At 56.8% G+C, this 19,740-nt stretch carries 14 protein-coding genes and 1 tRNA gene; all 15 read left to right on the forward strand.

The window, feature by feature from the left end; genetic code table 11:
- Positions 1–112 precede the first annotated feature (112 nt).
- The 15 genes from clpX to parC all read left to right on the forward strand — a co-directional run bounded on the left by clpX (position 113) and on the right by parC (position 19,737).
- A complete protein-coding gene (gene clpX / locus AAYR33_02710; GenBank protein ID XAO72354.1) occupies positions 113–1,381 on the forward strand; it encodes an ATP-dependent Clp protease ATP-binding subunit ClpX in 1,269 nt (422 codons plus the stop codon).
- A gap of 169 nt (positions 1,382–1,550) precedes the next feature.
- A complete protein-coding gene (gene lon, locus AAYR33_02715) occupies positions 1,551–4,004 on the forward strand; it encodes an endopeptidase La (GenBank protein ID XAO72355.1) in 2,454 nt (817 codons plus the stop codon).
- A 218-nt stretch (positions 4,005–4,222) separates the two neighbouring features.
- On the forward strand, positions 4,223–4,507 hold the full coding sequence (locus AAYR33_02720; protein XAO71866.1) for an HU family DNA-binding protein: 285 nt from the start codon (positions 4,223–4,225) through the stop codon (positions 4,505–4,507).
- Positions 4,508–4,549: 42 nt separating this feature from the next.
- Positions 4,550–4,624, forward strand: a tRNA-Val gene (locus AAYR33_02725).
- Between the two features lie 22 nt (positions 4,625–4,646).
- Positions 4,647–5,399 (forward strand): biotin--[acetyl-CoA-carboxylase] ligase, encoded by a 753-nt coding sequence (locus tag AAYR33_02730; protein XAO71867.1) that lies wholly within the window; start codon positions 4,647–4,649, stop codon positions 5,397–5,399.
- Complete coding sequence (locus AAYR33_02735) at positions 5,383–6,174, forward strand: type III pantothenate kinase (protein XAO71868.1); 792 nt, start codon at positions 5,383–5,385, stop codon at positions 6,172–6,174. Before AAYR33_02730 ends, AAYR33_02735 begins: the two co-directional genes overlap by 17 nt.
- A 42-nt stretch (positions 6,175–6,216) precedes the next feature.
- On the forward strand, positions 6,217–7,863 hold the full coding sequence (locus AAYR33_02740; GenBank protein ID XAO71869.1) for a ribonuclease J: 1,647 nt from the start codon (positions 6,217–6,219) through the stop codon (positions 7,861–7,863).
- Positions 7,864–7,926: 63 nt separating this feature from the next.
- Positions 7,927–9,240 carry a proline--tRNA ligase gene (proS, locus tag AAYR33_02745; protein XAO71870.1) on the forward strand — a complete coding sequence of 438 codons (1,314 nt, stop codon included), beginning with the start codon at positions 7,927–7,929 and terminating at the stop codon, positions 9,238–9,240.
- A 2-nt stretch (positions 9,241–9,242) separates the two neighbouring features.
- Positions 9,243–10,490 (forward strand): lipoprotein-releasing ABC transporter permease subunit, encoded by a 1,248-nt coding sequence (locus AAYR33_02750; protein ID XAO71871.1) that lies wholly within the window; start codon positions 9,243–9,245, stop codon positions 10,488–10,490.
- Positions 10,483–11,166, forward strand: coding sequence for an ABC transporter ATP-binding protein (locus AAYR33_02755; protein ID XAO71872.1), 684 nt, complete (start codon positions 10,483–10,485; stop codon positions 11,164–11,166). Before AAYR33_02750 ends, AAYR33_02755 begins: the two co-directional genes overlap by 8 nt.
- Positions 11,167–11,261: 95 nt before the next feature.
- Entirely contained in the window at positions 11,262–14,681 is a 3,420-nt protein-coding gene (gene dnaE, locus AAYR33_02760; protein ID XAO71873.1) for a DNA polymerase III subunit alpha, read from the forward strand.
- Positions 14,682–14,856: 175 nt separating this feature from the next.
- Positions 14,857–15,645 (forward strand): 30S ribosomal protein S2, encoded by a 789-nt coding sequence (gene rpsB, locus AAYR33_02765; GenBank protein XAO71874.1) that lies wholly within the window; start codon positions 14,857–14,859, stop codon positions 15,643–15,645.
- Between the two features lie 95 nt (positions 15,646–15,740).
- A complete protein-coding gene (gene tsf / locus AAYR33_02770; GenBank protein XAO71875.1) occupies positions 15,741–16,646 on the forward strand; it encodes a translation elongation factor Ts in 906 nt (301 codons plus the stop codon).
- A 32-nt stretch (positions 16,647–16,678) separates the two neighbouring features.
- A complete protein-coding gene (recO, locus tag AAYR33_02775) occupies positions 16,679–17,464 on the forward strand; it encodes a DNA repair protein RecO (protein XAO71876.1) in 786 nt (261 codons plus the stop codon).
- Between the two features lie 68 nt (positions 17,465–17,532).
- Positions 17,533–19,737, forward strand: a complete 2,205-nt coding sequence (gene parC, locus AAYR33_02780; GenBank protein ID XAO71877.1) for a DNA topoisomerase IV subunit A — start codon at positions 17,533–17,535, stop codon at positions 19,735–19,737.
- Positions 19,738–19,740 lie beyond the last annotated feature (3 nt).

The following is a 19,740-nucleotide window of genomic DNA, read 5'->3' on the forward strand; positions in this document are numbered from 1 at the left end:
GAGGTTGAAGCTGCATGACGCGCAGTTGCGTGGCGCATCAACGCGGCAATTTGGTTTGTGTTTCTTCAGAAAAGTCGATGTGCGAGAGACGTCTGGGGAAAAAGGAGTGCCTATGAACATCAAGTCCGGCGATTCGAAAAATACGTTGTATTGTTCGTTCTGCGGCAAATCTCAGCATGAGGTGCGTAAGCTGATTGCCGGGCCAATCGTGTTCATCTGCGACGAATGCAGCGAACTTTGTATGGATATCATCCGCGAGGAACATAAATCCCATCTCGTGAAATCACGGGACGGGGTGCCCACCCCCCGTGAGATCTGCAAAGTGCTCGATGATTACGTGATCGGGCAGGTCCACGCCAAAAAAGCGCTCTCCGTCGCGGTGCATAATCATTATAAGCGCCTGACGCACGCGCAGAAGAATAATGATGTCGAGATTTCGAAATCGAACATCATGTTGATCGGGCCGACAGGCTCGGGCAAGACGCTTCTGGCGCAGACCCTCGCGCGCATCCTCGACGTGCCGTTCACCATGGCGGATGCCACGACATTGACCGAAGCCGGTTATGTTGGGGAGGACGTTGAAAACATAATTCTCAAGCTTCTCCAGGCATCTGATTATAACGTTGAGCGCGCTCAGCGCGGTATCGTCTATATTGATGAGATCGATAAGATTTCCCGCAAATCGGATAATCCGTCGATCACGCGGGATGTCAGTGGTGAGGGCGTCCAACAAGCGCTGCTGAAATTGATGGAAGGTACGGTTGCGTCCGTGCCACCACAGGGAGGGCGGAAACATCCGCAGCAGGAATTCCTGCAGGTCGACACCACCAACATGTTGTTTATCTGTGGCGGCGCCTTTGCGGGTCTGGACAAAATCATCGCTGCGCGTGGGGAGGGCTCTGCCATGGGGTTTGGCGCGGAAGTGCGCGGCGATGATGAGCGTCGTCTGGGCGCCGTCCTGCAAAGTGTTGAACCGGAAGATCTCCTCAAATTCGGCCTGATACCGGAATTTATCGGGCGTATCCCTGTCATCGCCACATTGGAAGACCTTGACCGCGACGCACTCGTCTCCATCCTGTCGACGCCCAAAAATGCGTTGGTCAAGCAATATCAGCGCCTCTTCCAGATGGAGGGTGTCTCACTGACCTTTACCGAGGATGCGCTGGGCCAGATTGCGCGGGGGGCGATGGACCGTAAAACGGGCGCGCGTGGTCTGCGTTCGATCGTGGAGAATATTCTTCTCGACACGATGTTTGATCTTCCCGGCCTTGAAAGTGTCGAGGAAGTGGTCGTGAATAAGGATGTCGCTGACGGCAAGGCCAAGCCTGTTTATGTTTACGGTAAAGGTGGCTCCGCCGAGGCGAAGGAGCAATCAGCCTGAAGCTGTGCCGCGCGTCGGCACTGCCTTGAAAAAGGCGCGAATTGTATACATTTATGGTGCGATAAGTGACCTGCCCGAAAGCAGAGGGGAACGGTCCGGAATCTGTGCCGATATCACGGGCAGACATGGTGCGATCGTCCATCAGGAGATCAATTTTGTGACGGAAAAAATGAAAGATAGTGGTGAGAAAGCCGTGCCGGACGCGCGCAAAGCCGTCGAGAGTCCGGCAGCCGATTTTGTCGCGGTTCTGCCGCTTCGCGACATTGTGGTTTTCCCGCATATGATTGTGCCGCTCTTCGTCGGGCGTGAAAAGTCAGTTCGTGCGCTCGAGGCGGTGACCAGTCAGAACAAGCAGATCCTGCTCGTCGCACAGAAAGACGCGTCCCAGGACGACCCTTCATCCGACGATATTTACGGTTTCGGCACGGTTTCTACGATCCTGCAATTACTAAAACTCCCTGACGGCACCGTTAAAGTCCTTGTGGAGGGCGTTCGCCGCGCCCGCATTAAATCGTTGCAGGACAGGGACGGACATTTCGAGGCCGTCATTGACGAGGTTGATGACGACCTCAGTGAGGATGAGGAGCTTGACCCGCTTGGTCGGACGGCCATCTCGCAGTTTGAGCAATATGTTAAACTCAATAAGAAGATCGCGCCGGAAGTCATGATCTCAATCGGCCAGATTGAGCAGCCTTCTAAACTCGCGGACACGATCGCCAGTCATCTGACCCTCAAAATCCCCGATAAGCAGAAACTACTTGAGACAATCTCCGTCTCCCAGCGGTTGGAGCAGGTCTTCACGCATATGGAGCAGGAGATTGGCGTCCTCCAGGTCGAGAAGCGCATTCGTAATCGCGTCAAACGACAGATGGAGAAGACGCAGCGGGAATATTACCTCAATGAGCAGTTGAAGGCGATCCAGAAAGAACTCGGTGAGGGTGAAGAGGGTCGTGACGAGACGGCGGAAATTGAGGAGAAAATCAAATCCACCCGTCTGTCAAAAGAAGCGCGTGAGAAAGCGACAGGAGAACTGCGCAAGCTGCGGGGCATGAGCCCGATGTCCGCCGAGTCGGCCGTCGTGCGGAATTATCTTGAATGGCTCCTCTCTCTCCCCTGGAAGAAGCGGAGCAAGATCTCCAAAGATCTCGGAGCTGCCCAGCAGATACTCGACACGGATCATTACGGACTCGAGAAGGTCAATGAGCGGATACTCGAATATCTGGCGGTTCAGTCGCGCGAGCAGAAGCTCAAGGGGCCGATTTTATGTTTCGTGGGCCCGCCTGGCGTCGGTAAAACATCGCTGGCGCGCTCCATCGCGAAATCGATCGGAAGAAATTACGTCCGTATGTCGCTCGGTGGCGTGCATGACGAGTCGGAAATCCGTGGACATCGTCGCACCTATATTGGTTCCATGCCCGGCAAAATTGTTCAGGGCATGAAAAAAGCCAAGACGTCGAATCCGCTTTTCCTGCTTGATGAGATTGATAAACTGGGCTCAGACTGGCGCGGTGACCCTTCTTCGGCGCTGCTGGAAGTTCTTGACCCGGAACAGAATGGCACTTTTAACGATCATTACCTTGAGGTGGATTACGATCTATCGGACGTGATGTTTGTGACGACGGCGAATAGCCTGAATATGCCCCAGCCTTTGCTGGACCGGATGGAGATCATCCGCATCTCCGGCTATACGGAAGATGAGAAAGTCGAGATTGCCCGGCGTCACCTTGTTGAGAAACAGGCCAAGGCCAATAATCTCAAATCATCGGAATGGTCATTGAGTGACGACGCGTTGCGCGAGATCATCCAGAGTTACACACGTGAATCCGGCGTTCGTAATCTTGAGCGTGAAATTGCCAAAATTGCACGCAAGGTAGTCAAAGCCATCGTTACATCGTTGGAAACAAAAAAGATCGACGTCACGGTTGAGAATCTCGCCGAGTTTCTCGGCGTTAAGAGATTCCACCATGGTGAAACGGAGCAGGAAGACCTTGTCGGCATGGTTTCCGGCCTGGCCTGGACGGAAGTTGGCGGCGAGATCCTGACGATTGAAAGCGTGTTGCTAGACGGTAAAGGGCAGGTCAAGGCGACGGGTAAACTTGGGGAAGTCATGCAGGAGAGCGTTTCGGCGGCTTTCTCCTATGTGCGTTCCCGCAGTCCTGAGCTTGGCATCTCGCGCAAAATCTATGAGACGCGTGACATCCATGTGCATGTGCCGGAGGGGGCCACGCCGAAAGACGGGCCTTCAGCCGGTGTGGCCATGGCCATCTCGATCATCAGCACTCTGACCGGTATCCCGATCCGTCACGATGTCGCCATGACGGGTGAAATCACGCTGCGCGGCCGCGTGCTGGAAATTGGCGGCCTGAAGGAAAAGCTACTGGCGGCTGTCCGGGCTGGCATCAAAAAGGTGTTTATCCCCAAGGATAATGAGAAGGATCTGGTCGATATCCCTGAAAATGTGAAATCGGCCTTGTATATCGTCCCTGTCTCACACGTCAGTGAGGTGGTTAACGCGGCCCTGACGCAACCGGTGACGCCGATCATCTGGTCAAACGAGCCGGATGAGAAGTTAACCGGGCGGGAAAATCGGGGTGAGGGGGAGGGGACGGGGCTGCCACATTAACGCGCGGCGCCCCGATGTTTGTCATCTGTGACATCGGGGAAGCCCTGTGTTGTTTGGATTTCGCTGACGTCGTCAAGCGTCAAAATTATCTGTTTTTATAATCTTTCTGGTTTCGGAAGGTGTTGACGTTAAAAAACCTCTCCATACCGCACCCGACCGAGGCCGAAAGATTGCGGCTTGGGTCATGTGGTAAAAGGCCCAATTTGGAAAGGCATAAAATGAAAAAACCCCTCAACAAGCAGGAGCCTATTGCGACTGTCGCGAGTCATGCTGATTTGCCGAAAGCAAGGACGGGTGAAGTTATTGATGCCGTTTTCGAAGTGATCCAGAAAGCCCTTGTCGACAACCAGGAAGTGCGCCTCGTCGGGTTTGGTTCATTCGCGACGGCGACACGCAAGGCGACAAAAGGTCGCAATCCCCGCACAGGTGAAGAAATCCAGATCCCCACTTCGACTTCCGTCCGCTTCAAGGCCGGCAAAGGCTTGAAAGACGTCGTCGCCTGAGCCAATTTCTGGCACATGTCATCTGCCATGTGCCAACATCATGGGCGATTAGCTCAGCGGTAGAGCGTCTCGTTTACACCGAGAGGGTCGGCGGTTCAATCCCGTCATCGCCCACCATGATATGCTGACAGGGCGCGAATTGTCTAAAATCAAATGGCGCTTGCGTATTTATGAGTCACTCTCGTCGACTTTGGCTTTCTGTAAAGAGCAGGCCGAGGCCGGTGCAGCGGAGGGGCTAGCCGTCATGGCCCGCCGGCAGACAGCAGGGCGCGGCACAAAAGGCCGCGTCTGGGTCGCCCCACCCGGCAATTTGTCATTCTCACTTCTTTTGCGCCCTGCTGACGTCGTTTCCTGCCTCAAAACCCTGCCATTTCTGGCGCCGATCGCTGTTTATGAGGCGATACAGGCCCTCCTCCCGACAACGGAGCTCACTCTGAAATGGCCGAATGACATTCTTCTGCGGGGAGATAAGGTCAGCGGCATTCTCATTGAGTCCAGTCCCGCTTCCGAAGGGTGGATTGTGGTGGGGATCGGCGTCAATATCCGATCCGCACCTGAAATGCCGAGCCGCCATCTTGCCTGCCTCGCCCAGCTTGGTCTTTCACCGGCGCCGGAAGTCCTCGCCAAAATGATCATGAATCATCTCAGTGCCGGGCTTGCCGCTTTTGCCTCTTCAGGTGCTGATTTCGTGCGGGATGCCTGGCTCTCCCGCGCGCATAAAATCGGGACGCGCCTTGCAGTCATGACGGGAGATGACTATACAAAAGGTTTGTTTCACGGCTTGGGTCCGGAGGGTCAACTTCTGCTTTTGACAGAGGGCAATAAGGTAAAATCGTTCCTGTCGGGTGAAACGTCCATGATGCTACAGGTTCGCGATGCTCCTTGCCATTGATGTCGGCAATACAAATATCGTTTTTGCTCTCCATGATGGAGAAAAATGGCGTGGAAATTGGCGCATCTCGACCAATAATCACCGCACTTCCGATGAATATGGCGCGTGGCTGACCATATTGCTTGAAAAGCAGGATATTTCATCAAAGCAAATAACGCGGGCGATCATTGGCACCGTCGTCCCGGCCGCGCTCTATCATTTGAGGCTGCTTTGCCGCTCCTGGCTTGATGTTGAGCCCCTCATCGCCAATTCGCGCTCCAATTGGGGCCTTGGCTGCAAAGTTGATACGCCGGATGAAGTGGGTGTTGATCGGCGTCTCAATGGCCTTGCCGCGCATCACATGTTTAGCGGCCCCCTCGTCGTCGTGGATTTCGGCACGGCGACAACATTTGATGTTGTGGATGCGGAAGGGGCTTTTTGCGGCGGCGCGATCGCACCGGGCGTCAATCTTTCACTTGAGGCGCTGCACCAGGCCGCGGCGCGCCTTCCCCGCATCAGTGTTGGCAGGCCGACTTCAGCGATCGGGCGCAACACCATCGTCAGTATGCGCTCGGGCCTATTCTGGGGTTATGTCGGGCTGGTAGAAGGGATTGTTTCTCAAATAAAAGCGGAGATGAAGATCCCCCTCGCTGTGATTGCGACAGGCGGGCTGGCACCTCTTTTTTCAGAGGGGACGTCGCTTTTTCAGCATGTTGTCCTGACTCTGACACTTGATGGACTGCGCCTCCTCGCGGACAGAAACCCTTCTCAGAATTCCATCGATCGCGATGATTGACATCGAAATTTATCTCTAATTACAACTTATTCTGGAGACTATATGACAGAAACCATCGGCAATTTCGCCTTTCTGCCTCTCGGCGGAACGGGCGAAATCGGCATGAACTTGAATCTTTACATGTTAGACGGGCATTATCTGGCTGTTGATTGCGGGATTGGTTTTTCCGGTAATGACACGCCTGAAGCCGAAATCCTCATGCCCGATCCAAGCTTTCTGGCTGAACGTCAGGATCAGCTTTACGGCCTCGTCGTCACGCACGCACATGAGGATCATCTAGGTGCGATTGAGCATCTCTGGCCACAATTCAAATGCCCGATCTACGCGACACCTTTCGCCGCTGCCGTCTTACGGCGCAAGCTCGGTGAAGCTCGTATGCTCGACAAAGTGCAGATCAACGTCATCGCGTCCGGCGCGCGTTTCGAGGTTGGCCCGTTCGATCTGCAATTTATCTCGGTGACGCATTCCGTCCCTGAGGCGCAGTCCCTCGCCATGCGCACGCCCTATGGTAATTACATCCATACGGGTGACTTCAAGATCGATGAGCCCCCCCTCCTTGGGCCGATGACCGATTTCGACAGTTTCCGGCAATTAGGTGAGGATGGCGTGCGTGCCGTGATTGGCGACAGCACGAATGTTTTCCGTGAAGGCCCCTCGGGTACGGAACAATCGGTGCGGGAAGGGCTGACCACCCTCATCGCGGACCTGACCGGTCGCGTTGCGGTCACGTGTTTTGCCAGCAATGTCGCACGCGTGGAATCCATCGCAATGGCCGCCCGGGCAGCGGGGCGAAAAGTCGTGACAGTGGGGCGTTCCCTGCGCAATCTTGAGGTCGCAGCGCGGGAATGTGGATATCTGACTGATATTCCGCCTTTTCTGACGGAGCAGGATGCGGCGCATATCCCGGACCGTGAATTGCTCCTGATCGTCACGGGAAGTCAGGGTGAACCCCGTTCAGCCTTGACGCGGATCGCGGCAGACACGCACCCGAATATTTCCCTCGGGGAGGGTGACACCATTATCTACAGCTCGCGTATGATCCCCGGTAATGAGCACGCTGTCATGGCCGTGCAGGATAATCTCTCTCGCCGCGGTGTGCGTGTTCTGACGGATCGTGACCATCCCGTGCATGTTTCAGGTCATGCAACCAGTAGGGACCTGCGCAGACTTTATGAAGTTCTGAAGCCCGAATATGTTGTCCCCACCCATGGCGAGTGGCGCCATCTCACAGCCCATGCAGATCTCGCGCGCAAGGTGGGCGCAAAGACCGTGCTGCTCGAGGATGGGGACATCTTGCAACTGGCGCCCGGCAAGCCGGAAATCATTGATACGGCACCGACCGGGCGTTACGTTCTGGATGGCAGCCGCATTCTGCCCCTCTCCAGCGATGTCCTCGCGGCGCGGCGGCGTATCCTTTATAATGGCATGGTGATTGGCAGTTTCGCTGTCGATGATGAAGGCTTCATGATCGGCCTGCCGAAAATCAGCGCGCCTGGCCTGCTTGAAAGTACGGACCCAGAGTTACACCGGATTGTTGGGGATTTCGCCAATGCGATTGACGATATCCCGGATAACATACGCGCGGAGGATGACGCGTTTCGCGATGCGGCTAAAACGGCGCTGCGGCGCGCTTTAGGACGCAAATTGCAAAAGCGTCCTCTCGTGGATGTCCATCTCTTACGCGTTTGATAAAATCTGATAAAATGAGGGTGGGGGTGTTTTTCCTCACCCATCATCATCCCGGAACTCTCCATGCGTCTTACAAAAAGCTTTCTGCCTACCCTCAAAGAGGTTCCCGCTGACGCTCAGATTGCGTCACATCGTCTTATGCTGCGCGCGGGGCTGATCCGGCAGACAGCATCTGGCATTTACGCCTGGCTGCCGGCGAGTCTGCGCGTTTTGCGCAATATAGAGCGCATTGTGCGGGAAGAGCAGAACGCGATCGGCGCGCAGGAAGTGCTGATGCCGACCCTCCAATCCGCCGATCTCTGGCGGCAATCAGGCCGATATGATGCGTACGGGCCGGAGATGCTGCGGATCAATGACCGCCACGGGCGCGACATGCTTTACGGTCCGACAAATGAGGAAATGATCACCGAAATTTTCGGGCAGACGGTCAAATCCTATCGTGAGTTGCCGCAATCACTTTACCATATTCAATGGAAATTCCGCGATGAGCGGCGGCCACGCTTCGGGGTGATGCGCGGGCGTGAATTTCTGATGAAGGACGCCTATTCCTTCGATGCGGATTATGACGGGGCGGTCGTCTCTTACCGCAAAATGATGCTGGCTTATCTAAGGACGTTCCAGCGTCTCGGCGTGCGGGCGATCCCGATGCGGGCGGATACCGGGCCGATTGGTGGGGAACTCAGCCATGAATTCCTGATTCTCGCCCCGACGGGAGAGAGTACCGTCTATTTCGACGCGGCATTGGAACAGCAGGATTGGCTCGCACAATCAGTGGATCTTGACGATCCTGAGAGCTTGGGGCGGTTTTTTAAAGACGTCACCACCTCCTATGCCGCGACCGATGAGATGCATGACGAAACGGCCTGGAAGACCGTCCCTGCCGACAGGCAGCGGGAAGGGCGGGGGATTGAGGTCGGCCATATTTTCTATTTCGGAGATAAATACACCAGATCAATGGGTGTCTCCGTTAATGGCCCGGATGGGGCGGCCTTTCATCCCTATATGGGATCTTATGGTATCGGCGTTTCCCGCCTGACCGGCGCGATTATCGAAGCGCATCACGACGCGCAGGGCATCATCTGGCCGGAATCGGTTGCGCCCTTCAAAGCCGCGATCCTGAATCTTAAACCCGGTGACGCGATGGTTGATGAAATCTGCAACAGGTTCAACCATGTCGGGGGTGACGCTGTGTTGCTGGATGATCGGGATGAGCGTGCTGGCGTTAAGTTCAACGATGCGGATCTCATGGGTCACCCATGGCAGATCATTGTCGGACCGCGCGGCGCCAAAGAGGGGCGTGTTGAGCTGAAAAACCGTTGCTCCGGTGAAAGGTTTGACCTCAGCGTCGATGAGGCGATTGAAAGAGTTTTGTCGTAAATATGTTCAATGCTTTTGAGAGAAGTGTCGCGGGGAGATATTTGTGCGCCCGAAGGGGTGAGCGCTTCCTATCGATCATCGCGATTTTCTCTTTCATCGGCATTGCATTGGGCGTGGCGACGCTGATCATCGTCATGGCGGTCATGAATGGTTTCCGTGATGACCTGATGTTCCGCGTTCTCGGCCTGAATGGCGAGCTCAATATTTACTCAGGCCGCCATGTCATTACCTCCTATCAAGACGATGTCGCCCAGATCCGCGCGATCAAAGGCGTTACCCGCGTCACGCCTATGGTGGAGGGGACCATATTGCTTGACGCCGCCGGCTATAGTGCTGGCGGTTTGATGCGCGGCATCTCAGCAGGTGATTTCGCCGCGCTCCACGCTTTAAACGATAATATCGTCGCCGGACGGCTGGAGGATTTTCACGGGCCGGACGCCATCGCCATCGGGGCGGCTTTATCGACGAAATCAGGGTTGCAACTCGGCAGTAAAGTCACGCTACTTTCCCCCCAGGGGCGTGCAACGCCCTTTGGCACGATGCCGCGCATTCGGAGTTACACGGTTTCCCTTATTTTCGATGCCGGGGTAAATGATTACGATTCCAGCATTGTTTTCCTGCCGCTGGAGGCGGCGCAGAAATTTTTGATGATGGCCGACGGCGTATCCTTTATCCAAGTGGGGCTGGATGACCCGATGAAGGCCCGGGCGGTCGGCCGTGAAATCGCGCAGAGACTGGGTGACCCGCAATTACGCGTGCTGGATTGGACGCGCAGCAATAATGCGTTTCTCGGCGCTTTGGATGTGCAGCAGAACGTCATGTTTCTGATCCTGACGCTGATCATCCTTGTCGCGGCATTCAATGTGGTTTCCTCCATGATCATGATGGTCAAGGATAAAGCGCGGGATATTGCGGTATTGCGCACGCTGGGTGCGACGCGCGGTGCGATCATGCGCATTTTCCTGATGTGCGGCGCGTCTGTCGGGGTTTGCGGCACAATGATCGGCTTTATCATTGGGGTTGTTTTCTGCCTGAATATTGAGCGCATCCAACATGGCATTGAGCATCTGACCCACACAAATCTCTTCAATCCCGAATTTTACTATCTTGAGCATCTGCCGGCACATCTTGTCTGGTCACAGGTTATGGATGTGCTTGTCCTCTCACTCATCCTGTCATTCAGCGCCACCCTTTACCCCGCCTGGCGGGCGGCGCGGACGGACCCGGTCGAGGCTTTGCGTCATGAGTGAGCCGCCTGTTTTCTCCCTCTCCAATATCGTTAAAATTTACGAATCCGGCGATGAAAAACTGCGCGTCCTTGATGGGGCGTCGATCACCCTTCAGGAAGGCGAAATCGTCGCGCTCATTGCCCCCAGCGGAACCGGGAAATCGACCTTGCTGCATATAGCCGGATTGCTGGAGCGCCCCGATGCGGGACAGATCGCGATTGCAGGGCGCGACGTGACGCGCTTCTCCGATGCGGAGCATTCAACCCTGCGCCGGGATGAAATCGGGTTTGTCTATCAGTTCCATCACCTCCTCGCTGAATTCACCGCGCTGGAGAATGTGGTGCTTCCCCAACGTATCGGGCGTGTGCCTGCTTCGGTCGCGCGCAGGAATGCGGCGGATCTGCTCGCGCAATTCGGACTGTCTCATCGTCAGGACCATTTGCCCGGTCGCCTCTCCGGAGGGGAAAAACAGCGCGTGGCGATTGCCCGCGCCCTGGCCAATCACCCCAAAATCATCCTCGCTGATGAGCCGACGGGAAATCTCGACGGCAAAACATCTGACCTCGTTTTTGATAACCTGCTGGAGGTGGTTCGCAAAGCGCGTGCAACGGCGCTGATCGTGACCCATAACGAGACGCTCGCGCGACGTATGGACCGCGTTATCGCCTTGAAAGACGGGAAACTTCAGACAGTCTGAACGGTCCATTCGCAGACTCGCGGCGTCACCAGGGCAATGATAATCCGCGCACGATTTTGATGCCGTCAGCCGCGTGTGTCTGATATTGTGATGTCATGTCACATGCTGATTTCGTTCACCTCCGTAATCACTCTGCTTACTCCCTCAGTCAGGGGGCGATTCGGATACCGGATCTGGTCGATCTGGCCGTTGAGAATGAGATGCCGGCTTTGGCACTGACGGATACGGGCAATCTCTTCGGCGCCCTCGAGTTTTCGCAATATGCGGTCAAGAAGGGCGTGCAGCCGATTATCGGGTGTCAGCTCTCCCTTACGTTGGACGACCCGACCGCGACGGCGCAACTTTCGGAAACGCTCGTCCTCCTCGCCCGCAATGAAAAAGGGTTGGAGAATCTGCAATTTCTCTCCTCCGAAGGCTTTCTGACGACGGACCCCGGTGACCCGACTTTATCGCTGGAGGCGATCTGCGCCCGCGCTGAGGGTTTATTTCTGCTGACGGGGGGCACGCGCGGGCGGCTTTTCCGCCTGCTTGCGGCGGGGATGGAAGATGAGGCGACAGTGCTCCTCCAGACTCTCACATCGCACTTCAAAGATAATATGGCGATTGAACTGCATCGACATGGCCACGCGCAGGAGCAGGCGGTGGAGCCAGGTTTGATCGCCTTGGCGGACCGATTCAGCCTGCCGCTTGTCGCCACAAATGAGTGTTTTTTCGCGCGTCCGCAAATGTATGAAGCCCATGATGCCTTACTCTGCATCGCGCAAGGGCGCACTATGGCGGAGGATGATCGCTGGCGTGTGACGGACCAGCATTGGTTTAAGCCACCCTCTGAAATGCGCAAAATCTTCGCGGACCTCCCCGAGGCTTACGATAATACGCTGATGATCGCCCGCCGATGCGCCGTGGCGGTCGATACGCGTGATCCGCTTCTGCCTGTCTGCTCCAAGGTGGATAAAGGCGCTAATGAGGATGAGACGCTTCGCAAGATGGCGCGGGAAGGGCTGGAAGCGCGTCTGGCACGTCGGCAATTATTAGCGGAAAAACGCGCCCTTTATGTTGAGAGATTGGAGACGGAACTCGACATCATCCAATCCATGGGTTTCCCAGGTTACTTCCTGATCGTTGCGGATTTTATCCAATGGGCGAAAAGTCACGACATTCCGGTCGGGCCGGGGCGTGGTTCGGGCGCGGGGTCGCTCGTGGCCTGGGCTTTGACGATCACCGATCTCGACCCCATTCCATTTAATCTCCTCTTTGAGCGCTTCCTCAACCCTGAGCGCGTTTCCATGCCGGACTTCGATATTGATTTCTGTCAGGACCGGCGTGACGAGGTGATTCGCTATGTGCGCGGGGAGTATGGGGGGGAACGCGTCGCGCAGATTATCACGTTCGGTAAATTGCAGGCGCGTGCGGCTGTGAGGGATGTCGGGCGCGTGCTTGGCCTGCCATTCGGGATGGTCAACCGTGTCGCGGAACTGATCCCGAATAACCCTGCCAAACCCGTCACATTGAGTCAGGCGATTGATGGCGAGCCGCGCCTGCAGGAAATGCGCGATAATGACGAGACATTGCGCCGCCTGCTTGAAATCGCGCTTCAGCTGGAGGGGCTGTTTCGTCACGCCTCCACCCATGCGGCCGGTGTCGTGATCGGGGATCGTCCCCTTGTTGAACTCGTCCCACTTTATCGAGACCCGAAGAGTGACATGCTCGTCACGCAGTTCAACATGAAATTTGTTGAGCAGGCCGGGCTGGTGAAATTCGATTTCCTTGGCCTGACGACGCTGACCATCCTCAAACGCGGTGTTCGCTTTCTGCGCCAGCAGGGGATCGACGTGGATATTACGGATATCCCCCTCGATGATGCACCGACTTACGCCATGCTGGCCCGTGGTGATTCCGGTGGCGTGTTCCAGTTCGAAGGCGCGGGGATGCGCGATGTGCTGAAACAGATGCGCCCGACAAGATTTGAAGATCTCATTGCCGCCGTGGCGCTTTACCGTCCGGGCCCGATGGCCAATATCCCGGATTACTGCCTGCGCAAGCACGGTGCCGCCTGGACTCCGCCCCATGAGGATATCCGCGATATCCTCGAAGAGACGTACGGCATCATGGTCTACCAGGAACAGGTGATGCAGATCGCGCAAAAACTGGCGGGATACAGCCTCGGCGCCGCCGATCTCCTCCGGCGGGCCATGGGGAAAAAAATCCGATCCGAAATGGACACGCAGCGAGAGATTTTCGTCGCCGGTGCGACCGCGCGCGGTGTCGAGGAAGGGCAGGCTGCTGAGATCTTCGATTTGATGGCGCGATTTGCGGATTACGGCTTTAATAAATCGCATGCTGCCGCTTACGCACTGGTTTCATATCAGACAGCATGGATGAAGGCGAACCACCCCGTGGCGTTTATTGCAGGATGCATGTCACTCGCGCGGGAAAAGACGGAGAAGCTTGCGGCTTTGTGTCAGGAAGCGCGCCATATGGGCATTTCAGTCTTGCCCGTGGATATTAATCGCTCCGAAGCTGATTTCTCCATTGAGAAGCAGAAAGACGGCAGTTACGCCGTGCGTTACGCCCTTGCGGCGGTCAAACGCGTCGGGTTCGCGGCGATGGAGACACTTGTTCAGGCGCGCGGGGATCGGGCTTTCCGGGATATTGCGGATTTCACGGCGCGTTGCGATGCGCGTGCGCTAAATAAGGCGCAGATTGAAAATCTGGCGAAAGCCGGCGCGTTTGACAGCCTCCACCCTGACCGCGCTGCCGTCTTTGCCAGTGCTGAGACGATTATGCGGCGGAGCCAGTCTCAGACGCAGGAGGCGGCCTCCGGTCAGATCGGGTTGTTTGGCGGTGCGCCGGAGGCGGATAACCTGCGTCTGGCTCATGTCAAACCCTGGACGGCGTTTGAGCGCCTGGCTTCTGAAGCAGAGGCGGTGGGTTTCCACATGACCGGCCACCCGTTAGATGCTTATTTCTCCGTCATCAAGCGCACGAAGGCGCTGACATCTGCCAGTCTCGCCGTCGCGGCGGCCCATCCCGGGCGTGTGCGGATTGCGGGATGCGTTGTTGATAAAAAGGAGCGCCCGACGCGTAGCGGCAGTAAAATGGCGTGGCTTCGCCTTTCCGACCCGACAGGGGGGTGTGAGGTCACGTTATTTTCCGAGGTGCTGAATCGCTGCCGTGACCTGCTGGTGCCGGGGCGAGCGGTGATGGTGACGGCGGATCTGCGACAGGATGGCGAGGCCCTGCGCCTGACCGCGACGGAAGTCATGGACCTTGAGGATGCTGCGGCGCAACATGCTGGTGAAATGCGCGTCTGGGTCAGTGACATTGCGGCGATTGAAGAAATCAAGAGCGTGCTGGAACAGGCAAAAGGCGGGCGCGGCAAAGTCGTGCTCGTGCCCGTATTGGATGACCTGCGCGCTGTCGATATCACCTTACCCGCCTCATATCGCGTCACCCCCCGCATGGGGGAGCGGATTGACGCGGTGCGCGGGGTGGAGAGGGTCGATCATCTGTAAAGCCGCAAACATCACGGATTACGGTGCCGATCCCGCTTGAAATAGACGCCTTTTGCCGCTATATCAGCCCCATGCACTCGTAAAGGCGCGTAATTCGCACGCATGAAGCAGAATTTCTGGTGCTCCTTTCAGGGCAAATCATGCGGAGGTTTAACCAGAGAAAAGGATCAGCCACATGGCGATGCCCGAATTCACCATGCGTCAGCTTCTGGAAGCTGGCGTGCATTTTGGTCACCACACACGTCGTTGGAACCCGGCCATGGCCCCCTATCTTTTTGGGGTGCGCAATCAGGTTCATATTATTGACCTTCAGCAGACCGTTCCGATGCTGGACCGCGCCTTGCGGGCTGTGCGCGATACGGTTGCGAGTGGGGGGCGTGTGCTTTTCGTCGGCACGAAGCGCGCCGCGGCAGAGCATGTTGCTGAGGCGGCACAGCGTTGCGGACAATATTACGTCAATCACCGCTGGCTCGGCGGCATGTTGACGAACTGGAAGACCATCACCGGCTCCATCAAACGTCTGCGCCAGATCGATGAGACCCTTGCGGGCGACACAATGGGGCTGACCAAGAAAGAAGTCCTCGACATCACGCGCGACCGGGAAAAGCTTGAGCGCTCCCTCGGCGGTATCAAAGAAATGGGTGGTCTGCCCGACATCCTGTTTGTGATCGACGCAAATAAGGAGAAGCTTGCGGTTGAGGAAGCCAATAAACTGGGCATTCCGGTCGTGGCTATTCTCGACAGTAATTCGGACCCTGCGGGCGTGACATACCCTATCCCGGGTAATGACGACGCCATCCGTGCCATCACGACTTATTGTGACCTTGTGGCGCGATCCGTCCTTGATGGTATCTCCGCGGAGATGGCGGCATCCGGCGTTGATGTCGGCGCTTCGGAAGAGCTGCCGACGGAAGAGGCCGTAGTGGCGACGGAAGAGGCTGCGGGCGAGGCGGCTTCAGCCTGATTGGCATCAGCGCCTGCGGGCGCTGACATCATCATAATGACGCGCCCGCCGCGATCGACCGAGGCGCGCCGTTTCTATTTGGAGGAAAAAGGGATATGGCTGAAATCACGGCAGCTCTGGTGCGCGAACTCCGCGAGAAAACCGGCGCGGGGATGATGGATTGCAAAAAAGCGCTGACCGAAGCCAATGGCGACATGGAAGGCGCGATCGACTGGCTCCGCACGAAAGGCCTGTCCCAGGCCGCGAAAAAATCGGGCCGCACCACGGCGGAGGGCCTCGTTGCCGTCGCGTTAGGTGATAAAAAAGCAGCGATTGTCGAAGTCAACGCGGAAACCGATTTCGTGGCGCGCAATGAGGCGTTTCAGGATTTCGTCGTTGCCGTTGCGCATGTCGCGCTTGAAGTCGGTGACGATCTTGAGACGATCAGACAATATAAGCTGAAATCCGGCCGCAGCGTGGCGGATGAGCTGACTCATCTAATCGCAATGATCGGTGAGAACATAGCGCTGCGTCGCGCCCGCGTGCTGGGCGTCCCGAAGGGGGTCGTGGCCAGCTACGTCCATGGTGCGTTGAAACCCGGCCTCGGCAAAATCGGCGTACTGGCGGCGCTTGAGGCTGAGTCTGAGAGTGAGGCGATCCTGACGTTGGGCCGCCAGATCGGCATGCATGTCGCGGCGACGCGTCCCAACGCCGTCGATGTCGCCTCCATGGACCCGGAGATGGTCGAGCGAGAAAAAGCCGTGCTTGTTGAGCAGGCGAAGCAATCCGGCCGCCCTGAAGCGGTGATCGAGAAAATGATCGAAGGCCGCATCCGGAAGTTCTATGAAGAAGTTGTTCTTCTTGAGCAGGTCTGGGTTCATGATGGTGCTACACGCGTCGCGAAGATCGTTGAAACGGCGGGCGCTAAGCTTCTTGCGTTTGAGCGCTTCCAACTCGGTGAAGGTATTGAGAAGGAATCGAGCGACTTTGCGGCAGAAGTCGCGGCAGCAGCGGGCAAATAAAAACCCGGCAAATGATCGATGGATGATGACAGATGCAGCTTGATTGCTCTGCCATCACCCTCTCATGTCGGCGCTATGGTGAAGGCGCCGCCATCGTTCATCTTTACACGGCTGAGCTTGGCCGTATCGCCGCCTATGTCCATGGCGGCGCGTCAAGGCATCAGGCCGCGATCTGGCAGGCCGGCGCCCTTATCTCATGCCATTATACATCCCGTTTACCCTCGCAACTTCCGCAGGTCAGCGGTGAGACGATGCTGGAAACAGCTGCCTTCCTCATGGATCGCCCCGCCATCCTTGCGATGGTCAATGTGCTGGCCGCGTTGATTGACCAGACGCTGCCGGAGGGGGAGCCCCAGCCCAATTTCTTTGCAGAAACCGTCTCAACCCTTATCGCCCTGACGCGCGGCCAGGGGGACGCGGCGTCGATGGCTTATTTACGGTGGGAATGTGCGTTGCTGCAGGCAGCCGGGTTCGGGCTAGATTTATCATCCTGCGCCGTGACGGGCGCGACAGGAAATCTCGCTTATGTCTCGCCGAAATCCGGGCGCGCTGTCTCTGCGGATGCTGCCGGAAAATGGCGTGACCGCCTCCTGCCCTTGCCCGGTTTTATGCTGATGACGTCCGGCCCGCCGTCAGACGCGCACGTCACTGCCCGGGAGATAAGGGATGGCGCGCGTCTGACGGCTTATTTCCTCGCGCAACATGTGTTCGGCGCACGGCATCTCCCGATCCCTTCGCCGCGCCAGCTTTTACAGGATCGGCTTGAAAAAGCGGTGCCTGACTCATCCGAAACGCCAGAGAACACATCGCAAGATTGAAACAGCCCGCATCTAGTGGCATTTATGTCAGCAAGGCGCGTATCGTCGTGAGATAAGGAGAGGTCGGGATGGAAAGTGATGCTGCGGGGCGGATCGAGGATGCCCGACTTTCCGAGGCGCTGAGTGAACGTTACCTCGCTTACGCCATGTCCACCATCATGGCGCGCTCTCTGCCTGATGTGAGGGACGGCCTCAAACCGGTCCATCGTCGGCTGCTTTACGCCATGCATCAACTTAAGCTTGACCCGACCTCCGGCTTTAAAAAATGCGCGCGTGTGGTTGGAGATGTGATCGGTAAATTCCACCCTCATGGGGATGCCTCGGTTTATGAAGCTCTCGTCCGCCTAGCGCAGGATTTCGCCGTGCGCTACCCGCTCGTTGAAGGGCAGGGCAATTTCGGGTCGATTGACGGCGATAACGCCGCGGCCATGCGTTACACGGAATCACGCCTGACCGTTTTTGCCTCGGCGCTTCTCGATGGGATCGGTGAGGATACGGTCGATTTCCGACCGACTTACGATAATGAAGAGAGTGAGCCGGTGGTTATGCCGGGTGCCTTTCCCAACCTCCTCGCCAATGGAGCTGCCGGGATCGCTGTCGGGATGGCCACCAGCATTCCACCGCATAATGCCGCCGAATTATGTCAGGCGGCGGCGCATCTCATCAAAACGCCCCATGCCACAACGCGTGACCTCATGGCCTTCGTCCCCGGCCCCGATTTTCCCACGGGTGGGCGCCTCGTTGAAGATCCGGAAACCATTTTACAGGCTTATGAAACCGGGCGCGGCAGTTTGAGGACACGGGCCAAATGGAGTCAGGAGCATGGACGTTTCGGCTCCTGGACCATCATCGTGACGGAAATCCCGTATCAGGTGCAGAAATCCAGATTGATCGAGCAGATTGCTGAACTTCTCGAACAACGGAAACTTCCGCTCCTTGAGGACATCAGGGATGAAAGCACAACGGATATACGTCTCGTGCTGGAGCCAAAATCCAAGACCGCCAATCCGGATGTGCTGATGGAAACATTATTCCGGCAGAGCGCGCTTGAGAGCCGTTTCAGCTTGAACATGAACGTTCTGGATGCCGATCGCGTACCCCGCGTGATGGGGCTCAAGGAAATTCTGCGCCAATGGCTTGACCACCGTCACGAGGTTCTCAAGCGCCGGTCTCAATATCGCCTGAATGCGGTCGAGAAGCGGCTTGAAATTCTGGAAGGCTTTCTTGCCGTCTACCTCAATCTTGATGAAGTAATTCGCATCATTCGGGAGGAGGATGATCCTAAGCAGAGACTGAAAGACGTTTTCGGGCTGACGGAATTGCAGACGGAATATGTCCTCAATATGCGCCTACGCTCCCTCCGCAAGCTGGAGGAGATGGAAATCCGCAAAGAGCGCGATGGGTTGACGACGGAGCAGACAAGTTTAAAGGCGCTACTCGACAGTGAAAAAAAGCGTTGGACGCGTATTTCGAAAGAGCTTGAGGAGACGACCAGAGTTTTCGCCAAAGGGCCTTATGGCCCCCGGCGCACCATGATCGACGCGCCTCCCGCCTCAATCGACCTGTCCTCAGCGGAAGAAGTTGAGAAGGAACCCCTCACCATCATCCTGTCCCGCGAAGGTTGGATACGCGCCGTGCGTGGCCACGGTATTGAAGTTGAAAGCCACAAATTCAAGGAAGGTGATGGTTTCCGCCAGCAAGTGGCTTGTCAGAGCACCCAGCGCATCTGCATCCTCACCTCCGACGGGCGCGCCTTCACCATCAAGGCCGCGGAATTGCCGCGCGGGCGGGGCTATGGCCAGCCTATTCGTCTGCTCGCGGATATCCCGCAGGATGCGGATGTCGTCTCCCTCTTCGTTATTGAGGGCGATGGCAGGCAATTGGTCGCAACCCGATCCGGTCGCGGACTGGTGATCACCCATCAGGACCTCGTTGCGGAGAAACGAACCGGCAAGCAGGTTGTCAATCTTCGTGACGGTGATGCGGTGTTTGCTTGCATCAGGGCGGCGGGGACGCATGTGCTGACACTGGGTGAAAACCGGCACGCCCTGATCTTCCCGCTTGAACAGGTGCCCGTCCTCTCACGCGGTCAGGGTGTGACATTGCAGAAATTCGCGCATGGCGGGCTAGCGGATATCAGGGTTATGGATCTGGCGGAAGGGTTGATCTGGACGGAAGGACAGAAACGTCGCGTGGTGGCGGATCTCGATGGACTGGTCGGGCGGCGGGCCTTGCAGGGCCGTCCCGCGCCCGTCTGGATGAAGCCGATTTAACGG

The organism is Acetobacteraceae bacterium, from assembly GCA_039613835.1.
Lineage (GTDB): Bacteria > Pseudomonadota > Alphaproteobacteria > Acetobacterales > Acetobacteraceae > Sorlinia.

Coding starts and splice junctions, on each gene's coding strand:
- AAYR33_02750 (XAO71871.1), top strand. CDS start 9,243: ATGTTCAATGCTTTTGAGAGAAGTGTCGCGGGGAGATATTTGTGCGCC.
- lon (XAO72355.1), top strand. CDS start 1,551: ATGAAAGATAGTGGTGAGAAAGCCGTGCCGGACGCGCGCAAAGCCGTC.
- AAYR33_02740 (XAO71869.1), top strand. CDS start 6,217: ATGACAGAAACCATCGGCAATTTCGCCTTTCTGCCTCTCGGCGGAACG.
- AAYR33_02735 (XAO71868.1), top strand. CDS start 5,383: ATGCTCCTTGCCATTGATGTCGGCAATACAAATATCGTTTTTGCTCTC.
- AAYR33_02755 (XAO71872.1), top strand. CDS start 10,483: ATGAGTGAGCCGCCTGTTTTCTCCCTCTCCAATATCGTTAAAATTTAC.
- proS (XAO71870.1), top strand. CDS start 7,927: ATGCGTCTTACAAAAAGCTTTCTGCCTACCCTCAAAGAGGTTCCCGCT.
- parC (XAO71877.1), top strand. CDS start 17,533: ATGGAAAGTGATGCTGCGGGGCGGATCGAGGATGCCCGACTTTCCGAG.
- tsf (XAO71875.1), top strand. CDS start 15,741: ATGGCTGAAATCACGGCAGCTCTGGTGCGCGAACTCCGCGAGAAAACC.
- clpX (XAO72354.1), top strand. CDS start 113: ATGAACATCAAGTCCGGCGATTCGAAAAATACGTTGTATTGTTCGTTC.
- rpsB (XAO71874.1), top strand. CDS start 14,857: ATGGCGATGCCCGAATTCACCATGCGTCAGCTTCTGGAAGCTGGCGTG.
- dnaE (XAO71873.1), top strand. CDS start 11,262: ATGTCACATGCTGATTTCGTTCACCTCCGTAATCACTCTGCTTACTCC.
- AAYR33_02720 (XAO71866.1), top strand. CDS start 4,223: ATGAAAAAACCCCTCAACAAGCAGGAGCCTATTGCGACTGTCGCGAGT.
- recO (XAO71876.1), top strand. CDS start 16,679: ATGCAGCTTGATTGCTCTGCCATCACCCTCTCATGTCGGCGCTATGGT.